Source organism: Roseobacter sp. HKCCA0434, assembly GCF_032464675.1.
Taxonomy (GTDB): domain Bacteria; phylum Pseudomonadota; class Alphaproteobacteria; order Rhodobacterales; family Rhodobacteraceae; genus Pontivivens.
In genome coordinates this window covers 1-20,633 of the sequence record NZ_JAWDKL010000037.1, presented here as the reverse complement: position 1 = coordinate 20,633, position 20,633 = coordinate 1, and the positions used below count along the sequence as shown (strand labels likewise).

Sequence of the window (20,633 nt, the reverse complement as noted above, 5' to 3'; positions counted from 1 at the left end):
AGCGCGTGGACCTGCTTGCTCGCCTCGACCACCAGCGCGCCCGCCAGCCGGTGTGCGCCCAGCCGCTGGCCCGCCCGCTCGACCGTGCCTTGCGCCCGCAGCATCCAGCGCGAATGCGAGGGCGGCAGGAACAGCGCGGAATGGTGCGCCTCGGGCGCGAAGCGATGCGCGCGCAGCTGCGCGTCGAGCTGGCCATAGGTATAAGGGCGGCCATAGCCGAAGGGCGTCACCTCCCGTTGCGCCCAGATCCCCGTCCGGTTCGGCACGACGAAGATCACCCGCCCGCCCGGCGTCAGCACGCGCCACAGCTCCTGCAACAGGTCCGCCGGGCGCTCGCAGGTTTCCAGCCCGTGCGCGACGATGATCCGGTCGACACTCGCCGCCTGTACGGGCCAATGCGTCTCGTCCACCAGTGCCGACAGGTTCGGCCCACCCGGCGGCCAGGGCATGACGCCTTGCGGCGCGGGCATGAAGCTCATGATGCGCGCGGCCTCTCCCAGGAAGGGGCGCAGCAGCGGCGCGGCGAAGCCGTAGCCCACGACGCCCATCCCGTGCACATCCGGCCAGATGTCGCGGACGCGCCGCTGAAGGGCGCTCTGCGCCCCGCGCCCCAGACGCGTGCGGTAGTAGAAGGCCTTCAGATCCACGACATCCAGATGCATTGCGTTATCTGTCCGCAGCCTTAGCTTTCAGGCAACCCCATTCGACAGGAGGAGCCCATGCCGCTCGACATCCAAACCGTCCCGTGCCTCTCGGACAACTATGCCTACATCCTGCGCGACCAGGCGACCGGCACCGTCGCCATCGTCGACGTGCCCGAAGCGGCACCGCTGATCGCGGCGCTCGAGGAACGCGACCTCGGCCTCGACCTGATCCTCATCACGCACCATCACGACGACCACATCCAGGGCGTGGACGAGTTGCGCGCCAAATACGGGTGCAAGGTCATCGGCGGCAAGGCCGACGCCCACCGCCTGCCCGCGCTCGACACCGAGGTCGAGGAAGGCGACACCGTCATGGTGGGCGAGAGCGAAGGCCACGTGCTCGACGTCTCGGGCCACACGGTCGGGCACATCGCCTTCCACTTCCCCGACAGCGACGCGGTGTTCTCCGCCGACAGCCTGATGGCGCTCGGCTGCGGGCGGCTGTTCGAGGGCGACGGCCCGATGATGTGGGCGAGCATGCAGAAATTCCTGAACATGCCCGACAGCACCATCGTCTATTCCGGCCACGAATACACCCAGTCCAACGCCAAGTTCGCGCTGAGCATCGAGGAGGGCAACACCGACCTCGTCGCCCGCGCCAAGCGCATCGACGAGGCGCGCGAGATGGGCAAGCCCACCGTCCCCTCCTCGCTGGCCGAGGAGAAGGCGACCAACCCGTTCCTGCGCGCGCATATCGACGGCGTCGCGGCGGCGGTAGGCCTTGCGGGCAAGGACGCGGCGGAGGTGTTCACCGAGGTCCGCAACCGCAAGGACAACTTCTGAGCGTGGCGGGGAAAGGCGACGACGGAACCTTCGTGCGCGGAACCACGGGGTTCCGCCACGCGATCGGCGACGCCGCCTTCCCGCCCGAACCGGGGCGCTACCACCTCTTCGTCGCGCTCAACTGCCCCTGGTGCCACCGCGCGACGCTCGCCCGGTCGGTGCTGGGGCTTCAGGGCGCGATCGGTATGGACGTGGCCTTCCCCAACCGCACGGGGGAGGACGACCCCGCCGGTCCGAACCTCTGGCAGTTCGCACCCGACCGCCCGGCCACGCTGACCGGCGCGCCGCTGCCCGAATGCACGGCGGAGACCGGCACCGGCGCGGGCCACCGCCTCATCAAATCGATCTATGAGGCCGAAGGCTCGGACGAGCAGACGGTGCCCCTGCTCTACGACAAGCAGGCCAGGCGCATCGTCAGCAACGAAAGCGCCGAAATCGTGCGGATGCTCGGCCGGCACGTCGCAGAACTCGGCGGCGACGGCCCCGACCTCTACCCGACCGAGCTGCGGGCCGAGATCGACGCCCTGAACGACGCGATCTACGACGCCGTCAACAACGGGGCGTACAAGGCTGGCTTTTCCTCGGACCAGTCCGCCTACGCCACCGCCTTCGCCGCCTATTTCGACATGCTGCGCCAGTTGGAGGCGCGGCTGTCCGACGGGCGCCCCTTCCTGACCGGCGAGCGGTTCACCGAAGCGGACCTGCGGCTCTACCCCACGCTGTTCCGACACGACCCGGTCTATTACGTCCGCATGAAGCTCAACGGCGCACGCATCCTCGACCACCCGCATCTCTGGCGCTGGCTCTGTCGCGTGCACGCGCTGCCTGGCGTGGCGGAAAGCGGCTCGCTGATCCACTGCCGCCAAGGCTATTTCGGGCGGTCCTGGAACGGCACGATCCCGCTCGGCCCCGTCCACCCGATGCCCTACCCCGAGGCGTATGCGCACCCCGAACTGGCCTAGCCCTGCCTGCGCCGCAGCATCCACCAGACCGCCAGCGCGACCAGCGGCGTGACCACGGCCAGCAGCACCGCCTTGCCGATGCCGATGCCCCCGGCCACGGGGCCGAGCACGTAAGCCAGCAGCCCCACCGCGTAATAGCTGATCGCGACCACCGACACGCCCTCGACCGTCTCCTGCAGGCGCAGCTGCGAGGCGGCGCGCTTGTCCATGCTGGCGAGCAGCTCCGTATTCTGCCGGGCCAGCCCGACATCGACCCGCGTGCGCAGAAGGTTCGCCGCGCGCCCCAGCCGCGACGACAGCGCCTCCAGCCGCCCTTCGGCACTCTCGCAGGTGCGCATCGCCGGCTCGAACCGGCGCATCATGAATTCCGCCAAAGTCTGCCGCCCACCGATCCGCTCCTCCCGCAGAACCGCGATCCGCTGGTCGACCAGTGCCGCGTAGGCACCCTGCGCGCCGAAGCGGAAGGCGCTCTGCGCGCTGATCTCCTCGACCCGCGCCGACATGGCGAGCAGCCGGTCCAGCGCCGCCCCCTCCCGCCCTTCGCGCCGGGCCATCTGCCCGACCAGCGCGCTGAGATCGGTGTCGAGCGCCGCGACCTCGCCCGACACCTCGCGCGCCAGCGGAAGGGCGAGCAGGGCCGCCGCCTTGTAGGTCTCGATCTCCAGCATCCGCTGCACGATCCGGCCCGTCCGCCTGCGCCCCACGCCCGCGATCATGACCACGGCGATCCGCGCATGCCCGCCCTCGTGCACCCGGTAGTCGGTCATGACCACCCCGGCGCCGTCCACCACGCGCGACAGGGCGAGGCTCTCCGGCACAAATTGCGCCGCCAGCGCTCCGGTCGCCCGCGCCTCCGCCGCCGCGATATCCTCGGCCCGCTCGACCCGCACATGGGCCGAGGTCAGCACCGTGCCGGGTGCGGCGTCGAGCCAGCCCGCCTCCATCGTCCCGAACGGGTCCGAAGTGAAGGGCCTGTCGTCCAGGCCCGGCACGATCAGCGTGTAGGTCACGAACTCGGTATGCCGCTCCCATTTCAGGAAGGCGCGACCCAGATCGCCCGACCAGTGCCGCGCATCGGGCGCGGGGTGCTGCGCCCCGTGACGGTCCAGCAACGCGCAAAGATGCCCCCGCACCTGAGCCCCGTCCGCGCACAGGATCGCCAGATGCGCCACGCGCGACGGCGCATCGATCGGCGGGAAGGGCCGGGCATGCAATTCGTTGGCGAGCGCGATGCGCTCGGGATGATCGGTCAGGTCTTTCGGCATTGCACCCTCGCGCGGCTCTCGCCTTCAGGTTTCAGGCTAAAGACCATCGTGGCAAGGAATACATAGGTATGCTGCGCTGCATCAGGACCGGCCGAACAGCCGCTCGATATCCTTCATCTTCAGCTCCACGTAAGTCGGCCGCCCGTGGTTGCACTGGCCCGAATGGGGCGTCGCCTCCATCTCGCGCAGCAGGGCGTTCATCTCCTCCGCCTGCATCCGCCGCCCCGTGCGGACCGAGCCGTGGCAGGCCACCCGGCTGAGGATCGCGTCGAGCCGCTCGGCCACCGCGCGGCTTTCCCCGCCATCGGCCAGCTCGTCGCAGATGTCGCGGACCAGCGCCTTGCCATCCACCTGGCCCAGCGCCGCCGGGATCGCCTGCACCGCGACCGCCCCGGCCCCGAAGGGCGCGATGTCGAGGCCGACGCCCGCCAGCATCTCCGCCGCCTCCGCCAGCCGCGCGATGTCGTCCGCGCCCAGATCGACGATATCCGGGATCAGCAGCGCCTGCGAGGGCACCGCGCGCGCCGCCGCCTGCGCCTTCAACCGCTCGTAGACCAGCCGTTCATGCGCCGCATGGGCGTCGACCAGCACCATCCCGTCGGCGGTCTGCGCGACGATGTAGTTTTCGTGCAGCTGCGCGCGCGCCACGCCCAGCGGCAGGTCGGCGGGAGGCGGTGCATCCTCGACCGGCATTTCCACGCGCGAGGCGGTCCACCCCTGATCCTGCCCCGCGAACCCGCGTTCGGCGAACCCCTCCGGCGCCTGCGCGCGATAGGCCGTGGCCCGCGCCCCCAACGAGGGCCGGTCCATCTGGTAGACCGGCGCGCCGGGTGCCCGCGCGGGCTGCATCGCGCCCAGCGTCGCATCCGCCACGGTGGTCGAGGCGCGGTGCCCTGCTCCGGCGAGCGCATGGCGCAACCCGCTCACCACCAGCCCGCGCGCCAGCCCCGGCTCGCGGAACCGCACCTCGGTCTTGGCCGGGTGCACGTTCACGTCCACCTGGTCGGGCGGGCAGGTCAGGAACAGGCAAACCGCAGGATGCCGGTCGCGGCTGAGGAAATCCGAATAGGCCCCGCGCAGCGCCCCCACCAGCACCTTGTCGCGCACGGGACGCCCGTTCACGAACAGGAACTGCGCCACCGCGGCCCCCCGGCTATAGGTCGGCAAAGCGGCGAAGCCGGTCATGCCGATGCCCTGCCGCTCCGTTTCGATCTCGATGGCGTTCTCGCGGAACTCCCGGCCCAGAACCGCCTCGGCCCGCGCGGCGGCATCGCCCCGTTCCACCGCGAACAGCACCCGCCCGTCGCCGCCGCCGCTGACGTCGCGCAGGGTGATTGCCACGCCGGGTGCGGCCAGCGACAGCCGCTTCACGACGTCCGAGATCGCCTGTACCTCCGCGCGGTCGGTGCGCAGGAACTTCAGCCGCGCGGGCGTCGCGTGGAACAGGTCGCGCACCTCCACCACCGTGCCGCGACGCAGGGAACAGGGCACCACCTCGGCCAACGCGCCGCCGTCGACCGCCAGCTCCCACGCCTCCGCGCCCGAGACCCGGCTCGACAGCCGCAGCCGCGCGACCGCGCCGATGGAGGGCAGCGCCTCGCCCCGGAACCCGAAGGAGCGGATGTTGACCAGATCGTCTCCGTCCAGCTTCGACGTAGCGTGCCGTGACAGGGCCAGCGGCATCTCGTCACGCGGGATCCCGTGCCCGTCATCGGTGACGCGGATCAGCGTCTTGCCGCCATCCGCGATCGCCACCTCGATCCGCCCCGCACCCGCATCGAGCGCGTTTTCCAGCAGTTCCTTGACCGCACTTGCGGGACGCTCGACGACCTCGCCCGCGGCGATCCGGTTCGATTCCGTCGCATCCAACTGGCGTATATGTCGGCGAGCGGCGCCTATATTGCGGTCGAGGTGTGTCATGCCTCTAGGGATAGCATCCCTGTCCCGACTCGCCCACCCGATTCCGCGCGCAATTTCCGGAAAGGTTGACCCTGCGTCATGCGACCATTCGTTGCGTAAATCGTGCTGCAACTGCGCAAAGACGGCTTCCCTGCACGTCAACGACATGCCATGCAAAGGGCAATCCATTTTACGCGAAAGAGAGCCAAGCGAATGAAGATCGGAGCGTTGAAGGAAACCTGGCCGGGCGAGGCGCGCGTCGCGATGACGCCGCAAAGCGTCGGCCAGCTCAAGAAACTGGGCCATGACTGCGTGATCCAGTCCGGCGCGGGCGAGGCCGCCCGCTTCGCCGACGCGGACTACGCCGCCGCCGGGGCCGAGGTGCTGCCCGACGCCGCCGCGGTCTACGCCGCCGCCGACATCGTCACACGCGTCCGCGCCCCCGGAATGGACGAGATTGAGCACGTGCGTGACGGCCAGACCATCGTCTCCTTCATCTGGCCCGCCCAGAACGCCGAACTGCTGGAGGCGCTGAAGGCCAAGGGCGCGACCACCCTTGCGATGGACATGGTGCCTCGCATCTCCCGCGCGCAGAAGATGGACGCCCTTTCGTCGATGGCCAATATCGGCGGCTACCGCGCCGTGGTCGAGGCCTCCAACAATTTCGGGCGCTTCTTCACCGGCCAGATCACCGCGGCGGGCAAGGTGCCGCCCGCGAAAGTCCTCGTCGTCGGCGCGGGCGTCGCTGGCCTCGCCGCCATCGGGGCCGCGACCTCGATGGGGGCGATCACCTATGCCTTCGACGTGCGCCCCGAAGTGGCCGAGCAGATCGAGTCGATGGGGGCCGAATTCGTCTTCCTCGACTTTGAGGAGGCGCAGACCGACGGGGCCGAGACCGGCGGATACGCCGCCCCCTCCTCCCCCGAGTTCCGCGAAAAGCAGCTCGAGAAGTTCCGCGAGCTCGCGCCCGAGATGGACATAGTCATCACCACGGCGCTGATCCCCGGCCGCGACGCGCCCGTGCTGTGGACGAAGGACATGGTCGAGGCGATGAAGCCCGGCTCGGTCATCGTCGATCTGGCCGCGGAGAAGGGCGGCAACTGCGAGCTGACCGTCGAGGGCGAGAAGATCGAGACCGAGAACGGCGTCACCATCGTCGGCTATACCGACCTGCCCAGCCGCATGGCGACACAGTCCTCCACGCTCTACGCCACCAATATCCGTCACCTGATGGACGACCTCACGCCCGAGAATGACGGCGTGGTCGAGCACGACATGGAAGACGACGTGATCCGCGGCGCGACCGTGACCCATCGCGGGGAGATCACCTTCCCCCCGCCGCCGCCCAAGACCAAGGCGATCGCGGCGGCCAAGCCCAAGGCGCCCGAGAAGTCGCCCGAACAACTCGCCGCCGAGGCCGCCGTCGCCGCGCGCAAGGTCGGCCGCATGCAGGCGAGCACCCTGGTCCTCGGCGGGCTTCTCATCCTGCTGATCGGGGCCATGGCGCCTGCCAGCTTCATGGCGCATTTCATCGTCTTCGTGCTGGCCTGCTTCGTCGGCTACCAGGTGATCTGGGCGGTGACGGCGGCGCTGCACACGCCGCTGATGGCCGTCACCAACGCCATCTCCTCCATCATCATCATCGGCGCGATGCTGCAGATCGGCTCGACCGAGGGCTGGGCCGTGGTGCTCGCCTCCGTCTCGGTGCTGATGGCCTCCGTCAACATCGTCGGCGGGTTCATGGTGACGCGCCGCATGCTGGCCATGTTCCAGAAGAGCTGAGGGACAGACAATGAATTCCGGACTCATCTCGGCGGCCTATGTCGTCGCCGCCATCCTCTTCGTCCTGTCCCTCGCGGGGCTCAGCAACCAGGAAAGCTCCAAGAAGGGCGTGATCTACGGCATGGTCGGCATGGGCCTCGCCGTGCTTGCGACCTTCTTCGCCGACGAGGTCGGCAATTACGGCGCGCTGATCCCGGCGCTGCTGATCGGCGGGGCCATCGGGGCCTATATCGCGCAGAAGGTCGAGATGACGGGCATGCCCCAGCTCGTCGCGGCCATGCACTCCCTCGTCGGACTCGCGGCCGTCTTCATCGGCGTGAACACGATCATCGACCCGCCCGCGGGCAAGGAGGGGATCGAATTCGGCATCATGGAGGTCGAGATCTTCCTCGGCGTCTTCATCGGTGCCGTCACCTTCACCGGCTCGGTCGTGGCTTACGGCAAGCTTGCCGGACAGATCGACGGCAAGGCGCTGATCCTGCCCTTCCGCCACGGCCTCAACATCGCGCTCGTCGTGGTGTCGATCCTGATCGGCTATTCCTTCGCCGCGTCGAACGGGGTGGACGATGCGGGCCTGATGCAGGACGCCTCCACCTGGCAGCTGTGGCTGGTGGCGGTGCTGGCGGGCATCCTCGGCTGGCACCTCGTCATGGCCATCGGTGGCGCGGACATGCCGGTCGTGGTCTCGATGCTCAACAGCTATTCGGGCTGGGCGGCGGCGGCCATCGGCTTCACGCTCGGCAACGACCTGCTGATCGTCACGGGCGCGCTGGTCGGGTCCTCGGGCGCGATCCTCAGCTACATCATGTGCCGCGCGATGAACCGCAACTTCGTCAGCGTGATCCTCGGCGGCTTCGGCACCGCGGGCGGCCCGGCGATGGAGATCGAGGGCGAGATGGTGGGCACCGATGCCGACCACGTCGCCGCGGCACTCGAGGAAGCGGACAGCGTCGTCATCGTGCCGGGCTACGGCCTCGCCGTCGCGCAGGCGCAGGGCAGCGTGTCGGAACTGACCAAGCGGCTGCGCGCTCAGGGCAAGGAGGTCCGTTTCGCCATCCACCCCGTCGCGGGTCGCCTGCCCGGCCACATGAACGTCCTGCTGGCCGAGGCGAAGGTGCCCTACGACATCGTGCTGGAGATGGAGGAGATCAACGACGACTTCCCCGACACGGACGTGGTCATCGTCATCGGCGCGAACGACATCGTGAACCCCGCCGCGCAGGAGGACCCGAATTCCCCCATCGCCGGGATGCCGGTTCTGGAAGTGTGGAAGGCCAAGACCGTCTTCATCTCCAAGCGCGGTCAGGGCACAGGCTATTCGGGCATCGAGAACCCGCTCTTCTTCAAGGAGAACAGCCGAATGTTCTACGGCGACGCGAAGGCCTCGCTCGACGCGCTCCTGGGCAAGATTTCCTGAAAACTTGCCTAAAATCGCCAGTTTCGCACGCGAAACCCGAAAGGCCCGGCTTCACCGCCGGGCCTTTTTTCGGATCGTGAGCACGGCAGCGACAATGCGCCGCCGTCCGGCGATTATGCTGGACCGGATAGCGTGTCCGCGCGATGACTCTCAAGCGCACGAACACGGGAGGCGTCGGAAAATGCTCAGCAAGCCGATCGCGTATCTGACAGCCACTATGACCTGCGCTATCGTCGTGGCCTCATGTGCGTATTTCTACGACATTACCGCCAATCCGGGACACGAAGAGGCGAGTCACCAGATGTTAGCTATCATAGGGGCGGTGGTCGGCGCGATCTGGGCGGCGGTCGTCTTTCCGATCATGGGACGAAGCGTCTCCAAAGATGTCTTCATCATCCTGATCGCCTTCCCGGCAGTCGGAGCGATCATCGGCCAGGTGTTTACTGTTTTCGGGATGATCATGGGCATCTATCTCGCCGTCACCATGCCCTTCGTTTGGCCATGGCCGATTGCACTGATCTATATTGCCAGCGCCGTCATCGCGTTCCTCCTGCCTCGGATTGGGCAGCCGAAAAACACGCGGTCGGCCGCGGCGCAGTAGTCCGTATGCGATTTGCGTCGCAGTGTCTTAGACGCAGCGGCCATGCGCCCTTGGTCAATTCGACACAAGCTATGTTTCTGAGCGCGAAATCAGGGGCTTCTGCCACACCGCCCTCCGCCGGATGAGACTCCATCTCGTCTTGGCGCAAATCCGCTCGGTCCGAAACGAGTGGAGCGCCTCGAACGCCGCGTGGAAGTCTGCTCAATGCGCGGGCGCGCCCGGCGGGTTGTCGCGGTCGATCATCAGCTCGTATTTCGGATCGTGCGCCTCGTCCCGCACCACCAGCGCGGTATAGTCGCCCAGCCGCTTGGCGCAGTCCGGGCTCAGCCCGTGGAACTCCAGCACCTTGCCCTCGCGCGCGTAGCGCTCCGCCACGCTCTTGAGCGCATCGACGCCGGACATGTCCCAGACGCGGCTGTCGGTGAAATCGGCGATGACGCGCTTGGGGTCGGTGCGCGGGGTGAACAGCTCCTTGAACTTCTCGACCGAGGCGAACATCAGCGGGCCGTTCAGGTGATAGGTCTTCACCCGCTCGTCCTCCGACCGCCAGGACCTGGCGGAAATCAGGCGGCTGACGCGCCAGGAATGCACCAGGCTCGCCAGGATGATCCCCACGACCACCGCGATGGCGAGGTCGGCGATCACCGTCACGCCCGTCACCACGACGATCAGCAGCGCGTCCGAGGTCGGCACCCGCCGCATTACCTGGAAGGTCCGCCAGGCGAAGGTGCCGATCACCACCATGAACATCACCCCGGTCAGGGCCGCCAGCGGGATCTGCTCGATCAGAGGCGAGGCGAAGAGGATGAAGGCCAGCAGGAACAGCGCCGCCACCACGCCCGACAGCCGGTGCCGCGCGCCGGAGGAGATGTTGATCATCGACTGCCCGATCATCGCGCAGCCGCCCATCCCGCCGAAGAAGCCGGTGACGACATTCGCCGCCCCCTGCGCCATGCACTCGCGGCTGTTGCGGCCGCGCGTCTCGGTGATCTCGTCGATCAGGTTGAGGGTCAGCAGGCTCTCGATCAGGCCGATGCCCGCCAGGATGATCGCGTAGGGCAGGATGATCGTCAGCGTCTCCAGATCGAGCGGCACGCTGGGGATCGCGAAGGCCGGGAGGCCGCCCTCGATGCTGGCCAGATCGCCCACATTGCGCGTGTCGATGCCCAGCAACTGCACGATCCCCCAGACCCCGACGATGGCGACGAGCGGGGCGGGCACGGCACGGGTGAAGCGCGGCAGCAGCCAGATGATTCCCATCGCGAGCGCCACCAGCACCAGCATGGTGACGAGCGGCGCGCCCGACAGCCATTCATGCTCGCCCCCCGGCGTCGCGATCTGGAACTGCTCCAGCTGCGCGAGGAAGATGACGATGGCGAGCCCGTTGACGAAGCCCATCATCACCGGCTGCGGCACCAGCCGGATGAACTTGCCCCAGCGCAGCGCGCCGAAGGCGATCTGGATGATCCCCATCAGCACGACCGTGGCGAACAGGTACTGCACGCCATGCTTGGCAACGAGGCTGACCATCACGACCGCCAACGCACCCGTCGCGCCCGAGATCATGCCCGGACGCCCGCCGAAGACCGAGGTGATGAGCCCGACCATGAATGCGGCATAGAGCCCGACCAGCGGGTCGACCCCCGCGACGAAGGCGAAGGCGACCGCCTCGGGCACCAGCGCCAGCGCGACGGTCAGGCCCGACAGCACCTCGATGCGCGCCTGCGGGCCGGTCATGCGGAACATCTCGTCGAAATGACGTTTCAGCCTGGGAGCCAGGATCATGGGGCGCACCTCGGATCAGGGGGTTTCGCGCGCGACATCGCGTTGCGCGGGCCTGTTAGCACCTGACGCGCGAAATGGAAAGTCAGCGGCGGAAGCGGTCGGCCAGGCGCTCCAGCTTGCTGCGCGTGTCCTGCGGCTCCGGCTCGGGCTGCGGCGCGGGGGCGGGCTTCTCCGCCTGTCGCCCCGTGCCACTGCGCGCTGGGGCCGTGCGCAGCGCGACCGCGTTCAGAAACCGCCCACCATCGCCCGCCGCCAATTCCGGCGCGCCGTCCGACACGCCGCGCATCACGTCGTCGAGCCAGTCGGCCTCCGCCTTCGCGAAATCGGACAGCACATAGCCCGACACCCGGTCCTTGTGACCCGGATGCCCAATCCCGAGCCGCACCCGGTGATAGTCCGCCCCGACATGCTGGTGGATCGAACGCAGCCCGTTATGGCCCGCATGCCCGCCGCCAGTCTTCACCTTCACCTTGCCCGGCGCGAGGTCCAGTTCGTCGTGGAAGACATAGAGGTCCTCGGCCCCCAGCTTCCAGAAACGCAGCCCCTCGCCGACCGACTGCCCCGAGTTGTTCATGAAGGTGGTCGGTTTCAGCAGCCAGACCTTCTCGGGCCCCAGCCGCCCTTCGGCGACCTCGCCCTGAAACTTCGCCCGCCAGGGGCCGAAGCCGTGATCGCCCGCGATCCGGTCCAGCGCCATGAAGCCGATATTGTGCCGGTTGCCTGCGTATTTCGCACCCGGATTGCCCAGCCCGACGAAGAGTTTCATGCCTGCCTCCCTTTGGCCCTCGGCATAACAGGATCGCACCGTCCGCCACCACGAAAAACGCCGCACCCGGGAAAGGTGCGGCGTCGGTTCTCATCCCGCGATGGGGAGGGAAGGATTACTCCTCGACCTCGATCGGATCGACGTCCTGCTCGATCACCTCGGTCTCGTTGTCCTCCTCGTCGTCGTCCTTCTGGGAGGCGAGGCCGGAGGGCGGCTGGATGTTGGCGATGACGAAATCGCGATCCGTGATCATCGGGCGCGTGCCCTTGGGCAGGTCGATGTCGGAGATGTTGATGGTGTCGCCGACTTCCTTGCCGGTCAGGTCCACGACCAGCTGCTCGGGGATCGCGTTCGCGGTCACCTTCAGCTCGACTTCCGAGCGGACCACGGTCAGCACGCCGCCCGAGCTGAGGCCCGGCGAGGCGTCCTCGTTCTCGAACACCACGGGGATGTAGAGGTTGATCCGGCTGCGATCGGACAGGCGCAGGAAGTCGACATGCGTCGGCAGATCCTTCACCGTGTCGCGCTGGACGGCGCGGCAGATGACGGTGTTCTCCTCGCCATCGACCTTCAGGGTCAGCAGCGTGGACAGGAACTTGCCCTTCTTGAGCATCTTGAGAAGTTCGTTGAACTTCACCGCGATCGTCACCGGCTCCTTGTTGCCGCCGTAGATCACACCGGGGACCATCCCCTCGCGCCGTGCAGCGCGGGCAGCCCCTTTGCCCGTACCGTCCCGCGCAACCGCTTCGAGAATCGGGTTCTCAGCCATTGGCTATCTCCTTGAAATGTTACCAGGCGGCGATCCTCCAGGGGTGTAAGCGCCGCGCGAAGCCGTGCCATAGTCCGAAAACCGTCCGAGTTGAAGAGGATTCTGTCATGCGTACCGCCACGCTTACCCTCGCCATCTGCCTGATGGCCCTGCCCGCCGCCGCCCGCAACTTCATCCGCTCGGACGAGGGACGCGATTACGCCCAGACCCGCAACCAGTACGGCGTCGTTCTGCAGGGCGCCGGAGAGGTGATCTATCTGGGCGAAAGCTGCGACATCGAATCGCCCCAGCGCGGAACCGGCAAGTGGGGGTTGGGGAGCGAGCAGGTGCTGCTCGACTTCACCGAAAGCGGCCTGACGCTGGCGCCGACCGAGCGCTTCCTGGGCCGAGACATCGTGGAATGCGCGCTGTAGTGGAGCCGTGCAACATCGAGCCCATGTCCCGGACCTGATCCGGGACCGCTATGAACGACGCGACCCCGGCTCGAAGGCCAATGCGTCGAGCCGCGCATCGGCGGGCCGCGGTGCGGCGATCCTCGATCTGAGCTTGGCACTTTATACCAGCCAAGTCCGCACGACCTCACCGCATCGCGCCTTGATCAGCCAAATCGCCGTGCCGGGGGGCGGCCCGGCGATGCGCGGCGCCTTCGGCTTGATTCCGCGCAAGAGCACTAAATTTCTGACAACTTCGCCTGCTCCGCCTTGGTCAGCGTCGCGCACACCGCCGCATAGGACGTCTCGATCCGCGCCTTCAGGTCCTCCGCATCCACCGCATCCAGATCGAACGCCGCCCAGCCGCCGCGCGGCAGATGGGGCGCCTTTTCCGCCGCGCCGATCTCGATCAGGAAGGCCGCCGTCTCCGCATCCTTGCATTTCAGCGTCACGCGGTTGGTCCGGTCGGCGAAGATGGCGAAGACCTTGCCCTTTTCACCCTCTCCCACCTTGAACACATGCGCGCCCATCCACTGCACGACCATCCACGCGCCGGGCAGGTTGCCCGCATGATCCTCCAGCGCGCTCACGAGCCTATCAGGAAGATGTGCAGCGCCACCGGCCCGTGCGCGCCCAGTTGCAGCACCTGCCCGATATCGGCGGAGCGGGACGGCCCCGTGACGAAGTTCACCGTCCGCGGCAGCGCGCCTTCGCGCAGCCCCGCGAACACGCTCTCGAAGCCCGCCTGCACGTCTTTCGCATCGAGCACCACGAAATGCGTCTCGCCCAGGAAGGTCAGCGTCACCGGATTGTCGGGGCCGGAGGCGAGCACCAGCGACCCGGTCTCCGCCATGCCCATGCGCGCCCGGCTCAGCGTCGCGGGCTCCTCGATCCGGCCAGGGCCGCGGCTGACCTCGATCAGCCCCCAGTCGAGACCGGCGAAGGCCGGATCGTCGCCCATCCGCACGGCGGGCGCGAGGTTGCGCGCGCGAAACTCGCTCGCCAGCGCCTCGGGCAGGTCCGCGAGGCTCGCGATCCGCGTGACCGTCGCCTCCGCCGCCTCGGCCTGCGCGACGAAACGTTCGATGCGGTCGGCCCCTTCGGTCCGCGCGATGGCCGGGGTCGCCCCGCCCGGCTGCCACTCCGGCCCCGGCGCGGCGGCGCGGCGCACGCGGGCGAGGATGCGGTCGCGCGCGCTCATCGCTTCGCCTTCCACTGCGCCATGAACGTATCGCCCTGCGGCACCGGCATGTCGCGCGAGGCCGTCCAGCCACCGGCGAGCGGCAGGCGGCTCAACCGTCCGCGCCCGCGTCCCATCAGCCGCAGCGCCGCCATCCCCGCCCGCGTTCCGAGCCGGTAGAGACGCGGCCGCCGCGCGAAGAAGGCCCACAGTCCCAGCCCGGTGCGCACCGTGCCCGGCGTCAGCTTCTTCTCGAACTCCCGCTCCCGCCAATGCCGCATCATCTTCGGCAGCGGAATGCGCATCGGGCACACATCCTCGCAGCGCCCGCAGAAGGTCGAGGCATTGGGCAACTGCCCTCCCTGCTCCACCCCGATCAGGCTCGGCGTCAGCACAGCGCCCATCGGGCCGGGATAGACCCAGCCATAGGCATGCCCGCCGACCGTCTGGTAGATCGGGCAATGGTTCATACAGGCCCCGCAGCGGATGCAGCGCAGCATGTCCTGGAACTCGGTGCCGAGCATGTTGGACCGCCCGTTGTCGAGCAGCACGACATGGTACTCCTCGGGGCCATCCGGGTCCTCCGCCCGCCGCGGGCCCTGGCTGAACGTGGTGTAGACGCTCGCATCCTGCCCGGTGGCCGAGCGGGCGAGGATGCGCAGCACGGTGCCCGCATCCTCCAGCGTCGGCACGATCTTCTCGATCGAGGCCATGACGATGTGGACGCGCGGCAGCGACTGGCTCAGATCGCCATTGCCCTCGTTGGTCACGATGATCGACTGCCCGGTCTCCGCGATCAGCATGTTGGCCCCGGTGATCCCGACCTCGGCCTGGAAGTACTTCTCCCGCAGCACGCCGCGCGCCTCGCGCAGCAGGGTATCGAGGCCCGAGAGGTCGCGGTCGGGCGCCAGATGCGTATGCGCCTTCAGGAACTCTTCGCGGACCTGGGGCACCGTGACATGCACGGCGGGCGCGATGATGTGGCTGGGCGCCTCGTCGCGCAGCTGGATGATGTATTCGCCCAGATCGGTCTCGACCGGCGCGATGCCATGCTCGGCCAGATGCGCGTTTATCCCGCATTCCTCCGAGATCATGGTCTTGCCCTTGTTGACCGTCTTCGCCCCCGCCTTTCGGCAGATGTCGAACACGATGGCCCGCGCGTCCTCCGCCGTCTCGGCCCAGTGGACATGACCGCCCGAGGCCGTGACCTCGCGCTCGTAGGCCTCCAGATAGTCGCCCAGATTGGCGAGGACGTGGTCCTTCAGATCCCGGCCCCGGTCGCGCAGCGCCTCGAACTCGGCCACGCCGATCTTCTCCCGCGCGATGGCCCGCTTGCCGACGAAGCCATTGCGGGCGGAGCGCAGCGCGCTTTGCAGGTTCTCGTTCGCCAGCGCATCGCGGGAGTTCTGCTTGAAACGCGGCGTGGTGGGGGTGTGGAGGGTCATGGGCGCGCCTCGATCGAGACGTCGAGTCCGGCATCGCCGGACAGCCCCCGACCGCCCCCCCGGGCGGGGGCTTCACCCCCACCCGCGGCCGGGGGCCGTCCTCTGTCAGGACGCGGAACGAGGTTCACAGGCAACTTTCCAGTCATCACTCCCCCTCCCCGATCGCGGGCGTGTCGGTCATCCCCGCCAGCACCTCGACCACATGGCGTACCTCGATCCCGCGCCCCTCGCGATGCGCCTTCCCGGCCATGTTCATCAGGCAGCCCAGATCGCCCGCCAGCAGCATCTCCGCCCCCGTGTCGCCCGCGTTGCGAACCTTGTCGCCGACCATGCTGGCGGAGATGTCGGGATATTTCACGCAGAACGTGCCGCCGAAGCCACAGCAGACCTCCGCCTCCTCCATCTCGCGCAGCTGCACCCCGGCCGAGGCGAGCAGCGCGCGCGGCTGCGCCTTCACCCCCAGCGTGCGCAGGCCCGAGCAGCTGTCGTGATAGGTGGCGAGGCGCGGCACCTCAGCCGCGACCGCCTCCACACCCAGCACGTCGACCAGAAACGACGTCACCTCGTGCGTCTTCGCCGCCAGCGCCTCGGCCCGCGCGCGCCAGTCGCCGTCGAGCATCTGGGGATAGTCCTTCACCATCGTCCCCGCGCAGGAGCCCGAGGGCACCACCACTCGCTCGTAGCCCTCGAATGTCTCGATCACCTGTTTCGCGATCGCCGCCGCCGTCGCCCGGTCGCCGGAATTCCAAGCGGGCTGGCCGCAGCAGGTCTGCGCTTCGGGCACCTCGACCGTGCATCCCGCCTCTTCCAGCAGCTTGACGGTGGCGAAGCCGACCGAGGGGCGGAACATGTCCACGAGGCAGGTGACGAACAGGGCGACGCGCATGATTCCTCCGATTGGTCAGATTATCTTACCACGCGACACGCGCCTGCCTAGCGGCAAAAGGTCCGGTACTCGTCCGTCACATCGAGATGCAGGTGATCGGCATGGGCGGCGTTGTAGTTCGGGCCCAGCACGGTGTTGAACGGCCCGCAGGCCCGGCCCGCCGCCTCCTGCAGGATCGTGGTGCCCAGCCAGTCCCGCAGCACGCTGATCCGCCCCCCGTCGGCGAACCCGAAGGCCGAGACATCGACCGCCCGGCCCAGCGCGTGATTGCTGATCCGCCCCGAGGACCGGCCATAGCGGTTGCGGCAGGCATAGCTCGCCACCGTCTCGATCCGGGTCAGCTGCCGTCCGCCATTACGCGCGGCCCGCGCGGCGCCCTCCACCGTCCAGTCGGCGAAGGCGCGGGCGGTGCGGCAGTCCATGACCGGCCCGCCGGTGATCTCGACTCCATCGATGCGAGTGATCCGCACCGGGTCGGCGATGCCGCAGGCCCCGCGATCCACCACCGGCAGCAGGACCTCCCCCTGCAGCCGCGTATCGCCACACAGCCCGCCGCCACCGCCCGCGTCGGCGCGCCGGTCGTCGTTGCCGCCGCAGCCCACCAGGGCCACCAGCGCGATCGCCGCCCACACCCTCATGACACCAGCATCCTCAATCCCCCCGTCACGTCCGCGCGCACGGCCAGCCGCAGGCCCGGCTCGTCCCCCGCCTTCAGCGCGGCGATGATCTTCATGTGATGGTCCACTGCCTTGGTCTGCTGCTGGCGCGCATACATCGCGCGCAGCGTCGGCCCCGATTGCAGCCAGACCGTCTCGGTCAGCGCGAGCATCGCCGGGGCCTGCGCGCGCAGGTAGAGCGTGCGATGAAACTCCATGTTCGCCCGGACATAGCCGGTGCGCGCGCCCTCACTGACCAGCCGCTGGATCTCCGCGTTGATCGCCTGCAACCGCTCGATCAGCGCCATATGCGCGCGCGGCATGGCCCGCGCCGCCAGTTCCGGCTCCAGCAGCGCGCGGATGGCAGCCAGCTCCTCGATCCGCTCGTTGGTCAGCGCGGGCGTCGCGATGCGCCCCGACTTGCTCAGCGTCAGCGCCCCCTCCGCCGCCAGCCGCCGCAAGGCCTCGCGCACCGGCTGCACGCTCACTCCCATCTCGCCCGCGATGCCACGCAGGGTCAGGCTCTGCCCCGGCTCGACCTCGCCGTGCAGGATGCGGTTGCGCAACCGGCGATAGACCCTCTCATGCGCCGGGCCGGGTCCTTCTATGCTGTCCACCACGCTCATGAGGCGACCATCCCGCCCGCCGCGCGCCCGGTCAAGCGTCCGCCCCTTCGGATTGGTGCAAATACTCCCGCCCGAGGCTCCGCGCCCTGCCACTGGACGCCGCCGGGCGGGAATGGTTTGCTGACGCCGCAACCACACCACGGATCCCCCGATGACCGATTTCCGCAAGGACTACGCCTTCACCGCCACCGAGCTGAAGGCCGAAACGCATGACGAGATGTTCTATTCCGGCGCGACCAGCTTCTGCCGCCGCAAATACGTGCGGGAGCTGGACGGCGTCGACGTGGCCGTGGTCGGCGTGCCCTTCGACACCTCCGTCACCAACCGCCCCGGCAGCCGCTTCGGGCCCCGCGCGGTGCGCGCCGCGTCCACAAACCTCGCCTGGGCGCGCGCCTGGCCGTCGAGCTTCGATCCGTTCCAGCGGCTCGCCGTCGGCGACTGGGGCGACATCAATATCGACCCCGGCCACCCGGAGAAGACCCCCGCCCATATCGAGGCGGCGATCAAGCATATCCACGCGGCCGGGGCCAAGACCCTGCTGATCGGCGGCGACCATTTCACCACCTATCCGTCGCTCAAGGCACATGTCGCGCAGCACGGCCCGCTGGCGCTGGTGCAGTTCGACGCACATACCGACACGTGGAAGGATGACGGCACCCGCATCGACCACGGCACCATGTTCTACCACGCGGTCGAGGAGGGGCTGATCGACCCGGCGAAATCCATCCAGGTCGGCATCCGCACCACCAATGACGACCCGCTGGGCATCGAGATCCGCGACGCGATCACCGTCAACGACACGTCCACCGCCGACACCATAGCCGCGATCCGCGACCGGGTGGGCGACGCGCCCTGCTACCTGACCTTCGACATCGACGCGCTCGACCCGTCCTGCGCGCCGGGCACCGGCACGCCGGTCGTCGGGGGCCTGAGCACGCACAAGGCGATGAGCATCCTGCGCGGGCTGCATGGCCTGAACATGGTCGGCTGCGACGTGGTCGAGGTCTCCCCCACCTACGACGTGGGCGAGATCACGGCGCTGGCGGGCGCGACCATTGCGCTCGAAATGCTCTGTCTCTACGCGAGCCGGGCATGAGCCTGCGCGACACGGTGATGGCCCGGATGGGCCAAGGCGACCTGCGCTCGATCGAGCTGGTCTTTCCCGACATGAACGGCGTGCTGCGCGGCAAGCACCTGCCGCCCGACCAGGCGGACAAGCTCTTCGGCGGGGTCAAGCTGCCGCGATCCACCTACAATCTCGACATCCTCTCGGCGGATGTGGACGCGGCGGGCATCGCCATCGACACGGGCGACCCCGACGGCTGCGGGCATTGCGTCGCCTTCGGCCCCGCGCTCTGGGCCGATCACGCCGTCGCCCTGATGACGATGAGCGAGACGGATGGCCGCCCCAATCCCTACGACCCGCGACAGGCGCTCGCCGCCGTCACCGCCCGCTTTGCCGAACGCGGGCTGACCCCCGTGGTCGCGCCGGAGCTGGAGTTCTACCTGATGGACGCCGCCCGCGATCCCGGCGGGCGCGGTCAGCCGCCGATCAGCCCGCTGACCGGCGACCGGCTGGCCGATCCGCAGATCTATCGCCTGAGCGTGCAGGAGCCGTTCCTGCCCATCCTCGACGAGATCCGCGAGGCCGCCATCGCGCTGGGCTGCGCCGCGGACGTGGCGCTGGCCGAATTCGGGCCGGGCCAGTTCGAGATCAACCTGTCGCACACGCCCGACCCGCTCTCCGCCGCCGATCAGGCGATGATGCTGAAACTCGCCATCCGCGGCGTCGCCCGCACGCACGGGATGGAGGCCTGCTTCATGGCCAAGCCCTATGGCGAGCATTCCGGCTCGGGGCTACACTTCCACATCTCGCTGCTCGACGAGAACGGCGAGAACATCTTCGCAGGCGAGGGCGACCGGCCCAATGCAGCCCTCGGCGGGGCCGTCTCGCGACTGGTTGAGGTAATGGGCGCCTCGACGCTCGCCTTCGCGCCGCATCTCAACTCCTACCGCCGACTCGCGCCCGGCACCTACGCGCCGATCATCGCGGCCTGGGGGCTCGACAACCGTGGCGTGGCGCTGCGCGTGCCCGCCACGAAGGGCCCCGCCGCGCGGCTGGAGCATCGCGTGCCCGGCGCCGACGCCAACCCCTACATCGCGCTCGCCCTGATCCTGCAAGGTGTGCTGGAGGGCATCGACGCGCAGGCTGACCCTGGCACCCCCGTCACCGGCGAGGCGACGGTCGAGCATGGGGAGGAGCTGCCGCTGGGCTGGGGCCGCGCGCTCGCCGCCTTCCAGGACGATCCGTTCGTCGCCCGCGCGCTGGGGGAGGAGTTCGCCCGCGTCTACGCGCTAATGAAGGCGCAGGAGATGGACAGCCTGCGCACCCGCGTCACCGACGTGGAATTCGACGTCTACATGCGCAGCGTCTGACAATCGTTAACCTCGATTGCGCCGGTTAACCCCGCAGGGTGACGCGCGCCCGTCGTGAAACGCGCAACTGTCACGCCATCAGAAAAACGATGGAGTGACAGTCATGCTTAAAAATACCACGATCCTCGCAGCCTCCCTGACATTCGCGCTCTCCGCCTGCAGCTTTGGCGGCGGCGGCGGTGGCGGCGGTGGCGGTGGCGGGACCGCAGGCGGCTCGACCGGCGGCAGCACGGGCGGCTC

Annotated in this window: 20 protein-coding genes; 8 read left to right on the top strand and 12 right to left on the bottom strand. The window is 68.6% G+C overall.

What is annotated here, in order from left to right; genetic code table 11:
• On the bottom strand, positions 1-662 hold a 662-nt coding region (locus tag RX333_RS16320; RefSeq protein ID WP_316016023.1), incomplete at its 3' end, for a class I SAM-dependent methyltransferase.
• A 57-nt stretch (positions 663-719) separates the two neighbouring features.
• Between RX333_RS16320 and gloB the strand changes: the two genes are divergently transcribed.
• Positions 720-1,487: a hydroxyacylglutathione hydrolase gene (gloB, locus tag RX333_RS16315; protein WP_316016022.1), complete on the top strand. Its 768-nt coding sequence runs from the start codon at positions 720-722 to the stop codon at positions 1,485-1,487.
• Positions 1,488-1,519: 32 nt separating this feature from the next.
• The gene (locus tag RX333_RS16310; RefSeq protein WP_316016021.1) at positions 1,520-2,449 is read left to right on the top strand and encodes a glutathione S-transferase C-terminal domain-containing protein; all 930 of its coding nucleotides are present in this window, start codon (positions 1,520-1,522) and stop codon (positions 2,447-2,449) included.
• Here RX333_RS16310 and RX333_RS16305 read toward each other — a convergent pair.
• Together RX333_RS16305 and mutL are read right to left on the bottom strand one after the other, a co-directional pair.
• A complete protein-coding gene (locus RX333_RS16305; protein WP_316016020.1) occupies positions 2,446-3,714 on the bottom strand; it encodes a DUF3422 domain-containing protein in 1,269 nt (422 codons plus the stop codon). The two genes, RX333_RS16310 and RX333_RS16305, sit on opposite strands and share 4 nt — an antisense overlap.
• Before the next feature lie 81 nt (positions 3,715-3,795).
• Positions 3,796-5,634, bottom strand: a complete 1,839-nt coding sequence (mutL, locus tag RX333_RS16300; RefSeq protein WP_316016019.1) for a DNA mismatch repair endonuclease MutL — start codon at positions 5,632-5,634, stop codon at positions 3,796-3,798.
• A 192-nt stretch (positions 5,635-5,826) separates the two neighbouring features.
• Here mutL and RX333_RS16295 point away from each other — a divergent pair, with 192 nt between their 5' ends.
• The 3 genes from RX333_RS16295 (at position 5,827) to RX333_RS16285 (ending at position 9,413) form a co-directional block, all read left to right on the top strand.
• Positions 5,827-7,395 carry a Re/Si-specific NAD(P)(+) transhydrogenase subunit alpha gene (locus tag RX333_RS16295; RefSeq protein WP_316016018.1) on the top strand — a complete coding sequence of 523 codons (1,569 nt, stop codon included), beginning with the start codon at positions 5,827-5,829 and terminating at the stop codon, positions 7,393-7,395.
• 10 nt (positions 7,396-7,405) lie between these two features.
• Positions 7,406-8,812 (top strand): NAD(P)(+) transhydrogenase (Re/Si-specific) subunit beta, encoded by a 1,407-nt coding sequence (locus RX333_RS16290; RefSeq protein ID WP_316016017.1) that lies wholly within the window; start codon positions 7,406-7,408, stop codon positions 8,810-8,812.
• 181 nt (positions 8,813-8,993) lie between these two features.
• Positions 8,994-9,413: a hypothetical protein gene (locus tag RX333_RS16285; RefSeq protein ID WP_316016016.1), complete on the top strand. Its 420-nt coding sequence runs from the start codon at positions 8,994-8,996 to the stop codon at positions 9,411-9,413.
• A gap of 201 nt (positions 9,414-9,614) precedes the next feature.
• On the opposite strand, the gene RX333_RS16280 is transcribed toward RX333_RS16285, so the two are convergent.
• The 3 genes from RX333_RS16280 to RX333_RS16270 form a co-directional block, all read right to left on the bottom strand.
• Positions 9,615-11,198 (bottom strand): SulP family inorganic anion transporter, encoded by a 1,584-nt coding sequence (locus RX333_RS16280; RefSeq protein WP_410056092.1) that lies wholly within the window; start codon positions 11,196-11,198, stop codon positions 9,615-9,617.
• 82 nt (positions 11,199-11,280) lie between these two features.
• Complete coding sequence (gene pth, locus RX333_RS16275; RefSeq protein WP_316016015.1) at positions 11,281-11,964, bottom strand: aminoacyl-tRNA hydrolase; 684 nt, start codon at positions 11,962-11,964, stop codon at positions 11,281-11,283.
• A gap of 115 nt (positions 11,965-12,079) precedes the next feature.
• Positions 12,080-12,733, bottom strand: coding sequence for a 50S ribosomal protein L25/general stress protein Ctc (locus RX333_RS16270; RefSeq protein ID WP_316016014.1), 654 nt, complete (start codon positions 12,731-12,733; stop codon positions 12,080-12,082).
• 107 nt (positions 12,734-12,840) lie between these two features.
• Here RX333_RS16270 and RX333_RS16265 point away from each other — a divergent pair, with 107 nt between their 5' ends.
• Entirely contained in the window at positions 12,841-13,146 is a 306-nt protein-coding gene (locus RX333_RS16265) for a hypothetical protein (RefSeq protein WP_316016013.1), read from the top strand.
• A 257-nt stretch (positions 13,147-13,403) separates the two neighbouring features.
• Here the strand turns inward: RX333_RS16265 and RX333_RS16260 are convergent, their stop codons facing one another.
• The 6 genes from RX333_RS16260 to RX333_RS16235 form a co-directional block, all read right to left on the bottom strand.
• A complete protein-coding gene (locus RX333_RS16260; RefSeq protein WP_316016012.1) occupies positions 13,404-13,754 on the bottom strand; it encodes an MmcQ/YjbR family DNA-binding protein in 351 nt (116 codons plus the stop codon).
• The gene (locus RX333_RS16255; RefSeq protein ID WP_316016011.1) at positions 13,751-14,365 is read right to left on the bottom strand and encodes a lactate utilization protein; all 615 of its coding nucleotides are present in this window, start codon (positions 14,363-14,365) and stop codon (positions 13,751-13,753) included. The genes RX333_RS16260 and RX333_RS16255 overlap by 4 nt, the downstream gene beginning before the upstream one ends.
• The gene (locus tag RX333_RS16250) at positions 14,362-15,789 is read right to left on the bottom strand and encodes a lactate utilization protein B (protein WP_316016010.1); all 1,428 of its coding nucleotides are present in this window, start codon (positions 15,787-15,789) and stop codon (positions 14,362-14,364) included. The genes RX333_RS16255 and RX333_RS16250 overlap by 4 nt, the downstream gene beginning before the upstream one ends.
• Before the next feature lie 145 nt (positions 15,790-15,934).
• Positions 15,935-16,675 carry a (Fe-S)-binding protein gene (locus RX333_RS16245; protein WP_316016009.1) on the bottom strand — a complete coding sequence of 247 codons (741 nt, stop codon included), beginning with the start codon at positions 16,673-16,675 and terminating at the stop codon, positions 15,935-15,937.
• Positions 16,676-16,722: 47 nt separating this feature from the next.
• Complete coding sequence (locus RX333_RS16240) at positions 16,723-17,313, bottom strand: extensin family protein (RefSeq protein WP_316016008.1); 591 nt, start codon at positions 17,311-17,313, stop codon at positions 16,723-16,725.
• Complete coding sequence (locus RX333_RS16235) at positions 17,310-17,957, bottom strand: GntR family transcriptional regulator (RefSeq protein ID WP_316016007.1); 648 nt, start codon at positions 17,955-17,957, stop codon at positions 17,310-17,312. Before RX333_RS16235 ends, RX333_RS16240 begins: the two co-directional genes overlap by 4 nt.
• Positions 17,958-18,108: 151 nt before the next feature.
• Here RX333_RS16235 and speB point away from each other — a divergent pair, with 151 nt between their 5' ends.
• Positions 18,109-19,053: an agmatinase gene (gene speB / locus RX333_RS16230; RefSeq protein WP_316016006.1), complete on the top strand. Its 945-nt coding sequence runs from the start codon at positions 18,109-18,111 to the stop codon at positions 19,051-19,053.
• Positions 19,050-20,393, top strand: coding sequence for a glutamine synthetase family protein (locus RX333_RS16225; protein ID WP_316016005.1), 1,344 nt, complete (start codon positions 19,050-19,052; stop codon positions 20,391-20,393). The genes speB and RX333_RS16225 overlap by 4 nt, the downstream gene beginning before the upstream one ends.
• The last annotated feature ends 240 nt before the right edge of the window (positions 20,394-20,633 follow it).

Coding starts and splice junctions, on each gene's coding strand:
- gloB (WP_316016022.1), top strand. CDS start 720: ATGCCGCTCGACATCCAAACCGTCCCGTGCCTCTCGGACAACTATGCC.
- RX333_RS16305 (WP_316016020.1), bottom strand. CDS start 3,714: ATGCCGAAAGACCTGACCGATCATCCCGAGCGCATCGCGCTCGCCAAC.
- mutL (WP_316016019.1), bottom strand. CDS start 5,634: ATGACACACCTCGACCGCAATATAGGCGCCGCTCGCCGACATATACGC.
- RX333_RS16295 (WP_316016018.1), top strand. CDS start 5,827: ATGAAGATCGGAGCGTTGAAGGAAACCTGGCCGGGCGAGGCGCGCGTC.
- RX333_RS16290 (WP_316016017.1), top strand. CDS start 7,406: ATGAATTCCGGACTCATCTCGGCGGCCTATGTCGTCGCCGCCATCCTC.
- RX333_RS16285 (WP_316016016.1), top strand. CDS start 8,994: ATGCTCAGCAAGCCGATCGCGTATCTGACAGCCACTATGACCTGCGCT.
- RX333_RS16280 (WP_410056092.1), bottom strand. CDS start 11,198: ATGATCCTGGCTCCCAGGCTGAAACGTCATTTCGACGAGATGTTCCGC.
- pth (WP_316016015.1), bottom strand. CDS start 11,964: ATGAAACTCTTCGTCGGGCTGGGCAATCCGGGTGCGAAATACGCAGGC.
- RX333_RS16270 (WP_316016014.1), bottom strand. CDS start 12,733: ATGGCTGAGAACCCGATTCTCGAAGCGGTTGCGCGGGACGGTACGGGC.
- RX333_RS16265 (WP_316016013.1), top strand. CDS start 12,841: ATGCGTACCGCCACGCTTACCCTCGCCATCTGCCTGATGGCCCTGCCC.
- RX333_RS16255 (WP_316016011.1), bottom strand. CDS start 14,365: ATGAGCGCGCGCGACCGCATCCTCGCCCGCGTGCGCCGCGCCGCCGCG.
- RX333_RS16250 (WP_316016010.1), bottom strand. CDS start 15,789: ATGACCCTCCACACCCCCACCACGCCGCGTTTCAAGCAGAACTCCCGC.
- RX333_RS16245 (WP_316016009.1), bottom strand. CDS start 16,675: ATGCGCGTCGCCCTGTTCGTCACCTGCCTCGTGGACATGTTCCGCCCC.
- RX333_RS16240 (WP_316016008.1), bottom strand. CDS start 17,313: ATGAGGGTGTGGGCGGCGATCGCGCTGGTGGCCCTGGTGGGCTGCGGC.
- RX333_RS16235 (WP_316016007.1), bottom strand. CDS start 17,957: ATGAGCGTGGTGGACAGCATAGAAGGACCCGGCCCGGCGCATGAGAGG.
- speB (WP_316016006.1), top strand. CDS start 18,109: ATGACCGATTTCCGCAAGGACTACGCCTTCACCGCCACCGAGCTGAAG.
- RX333_RS16225 (WP_316016005.1), top strand. CDS start 19,050: ATGAGCCTGCGCGACACGGTGATGGCCCGGATGGGCCAAGGCGACCTG.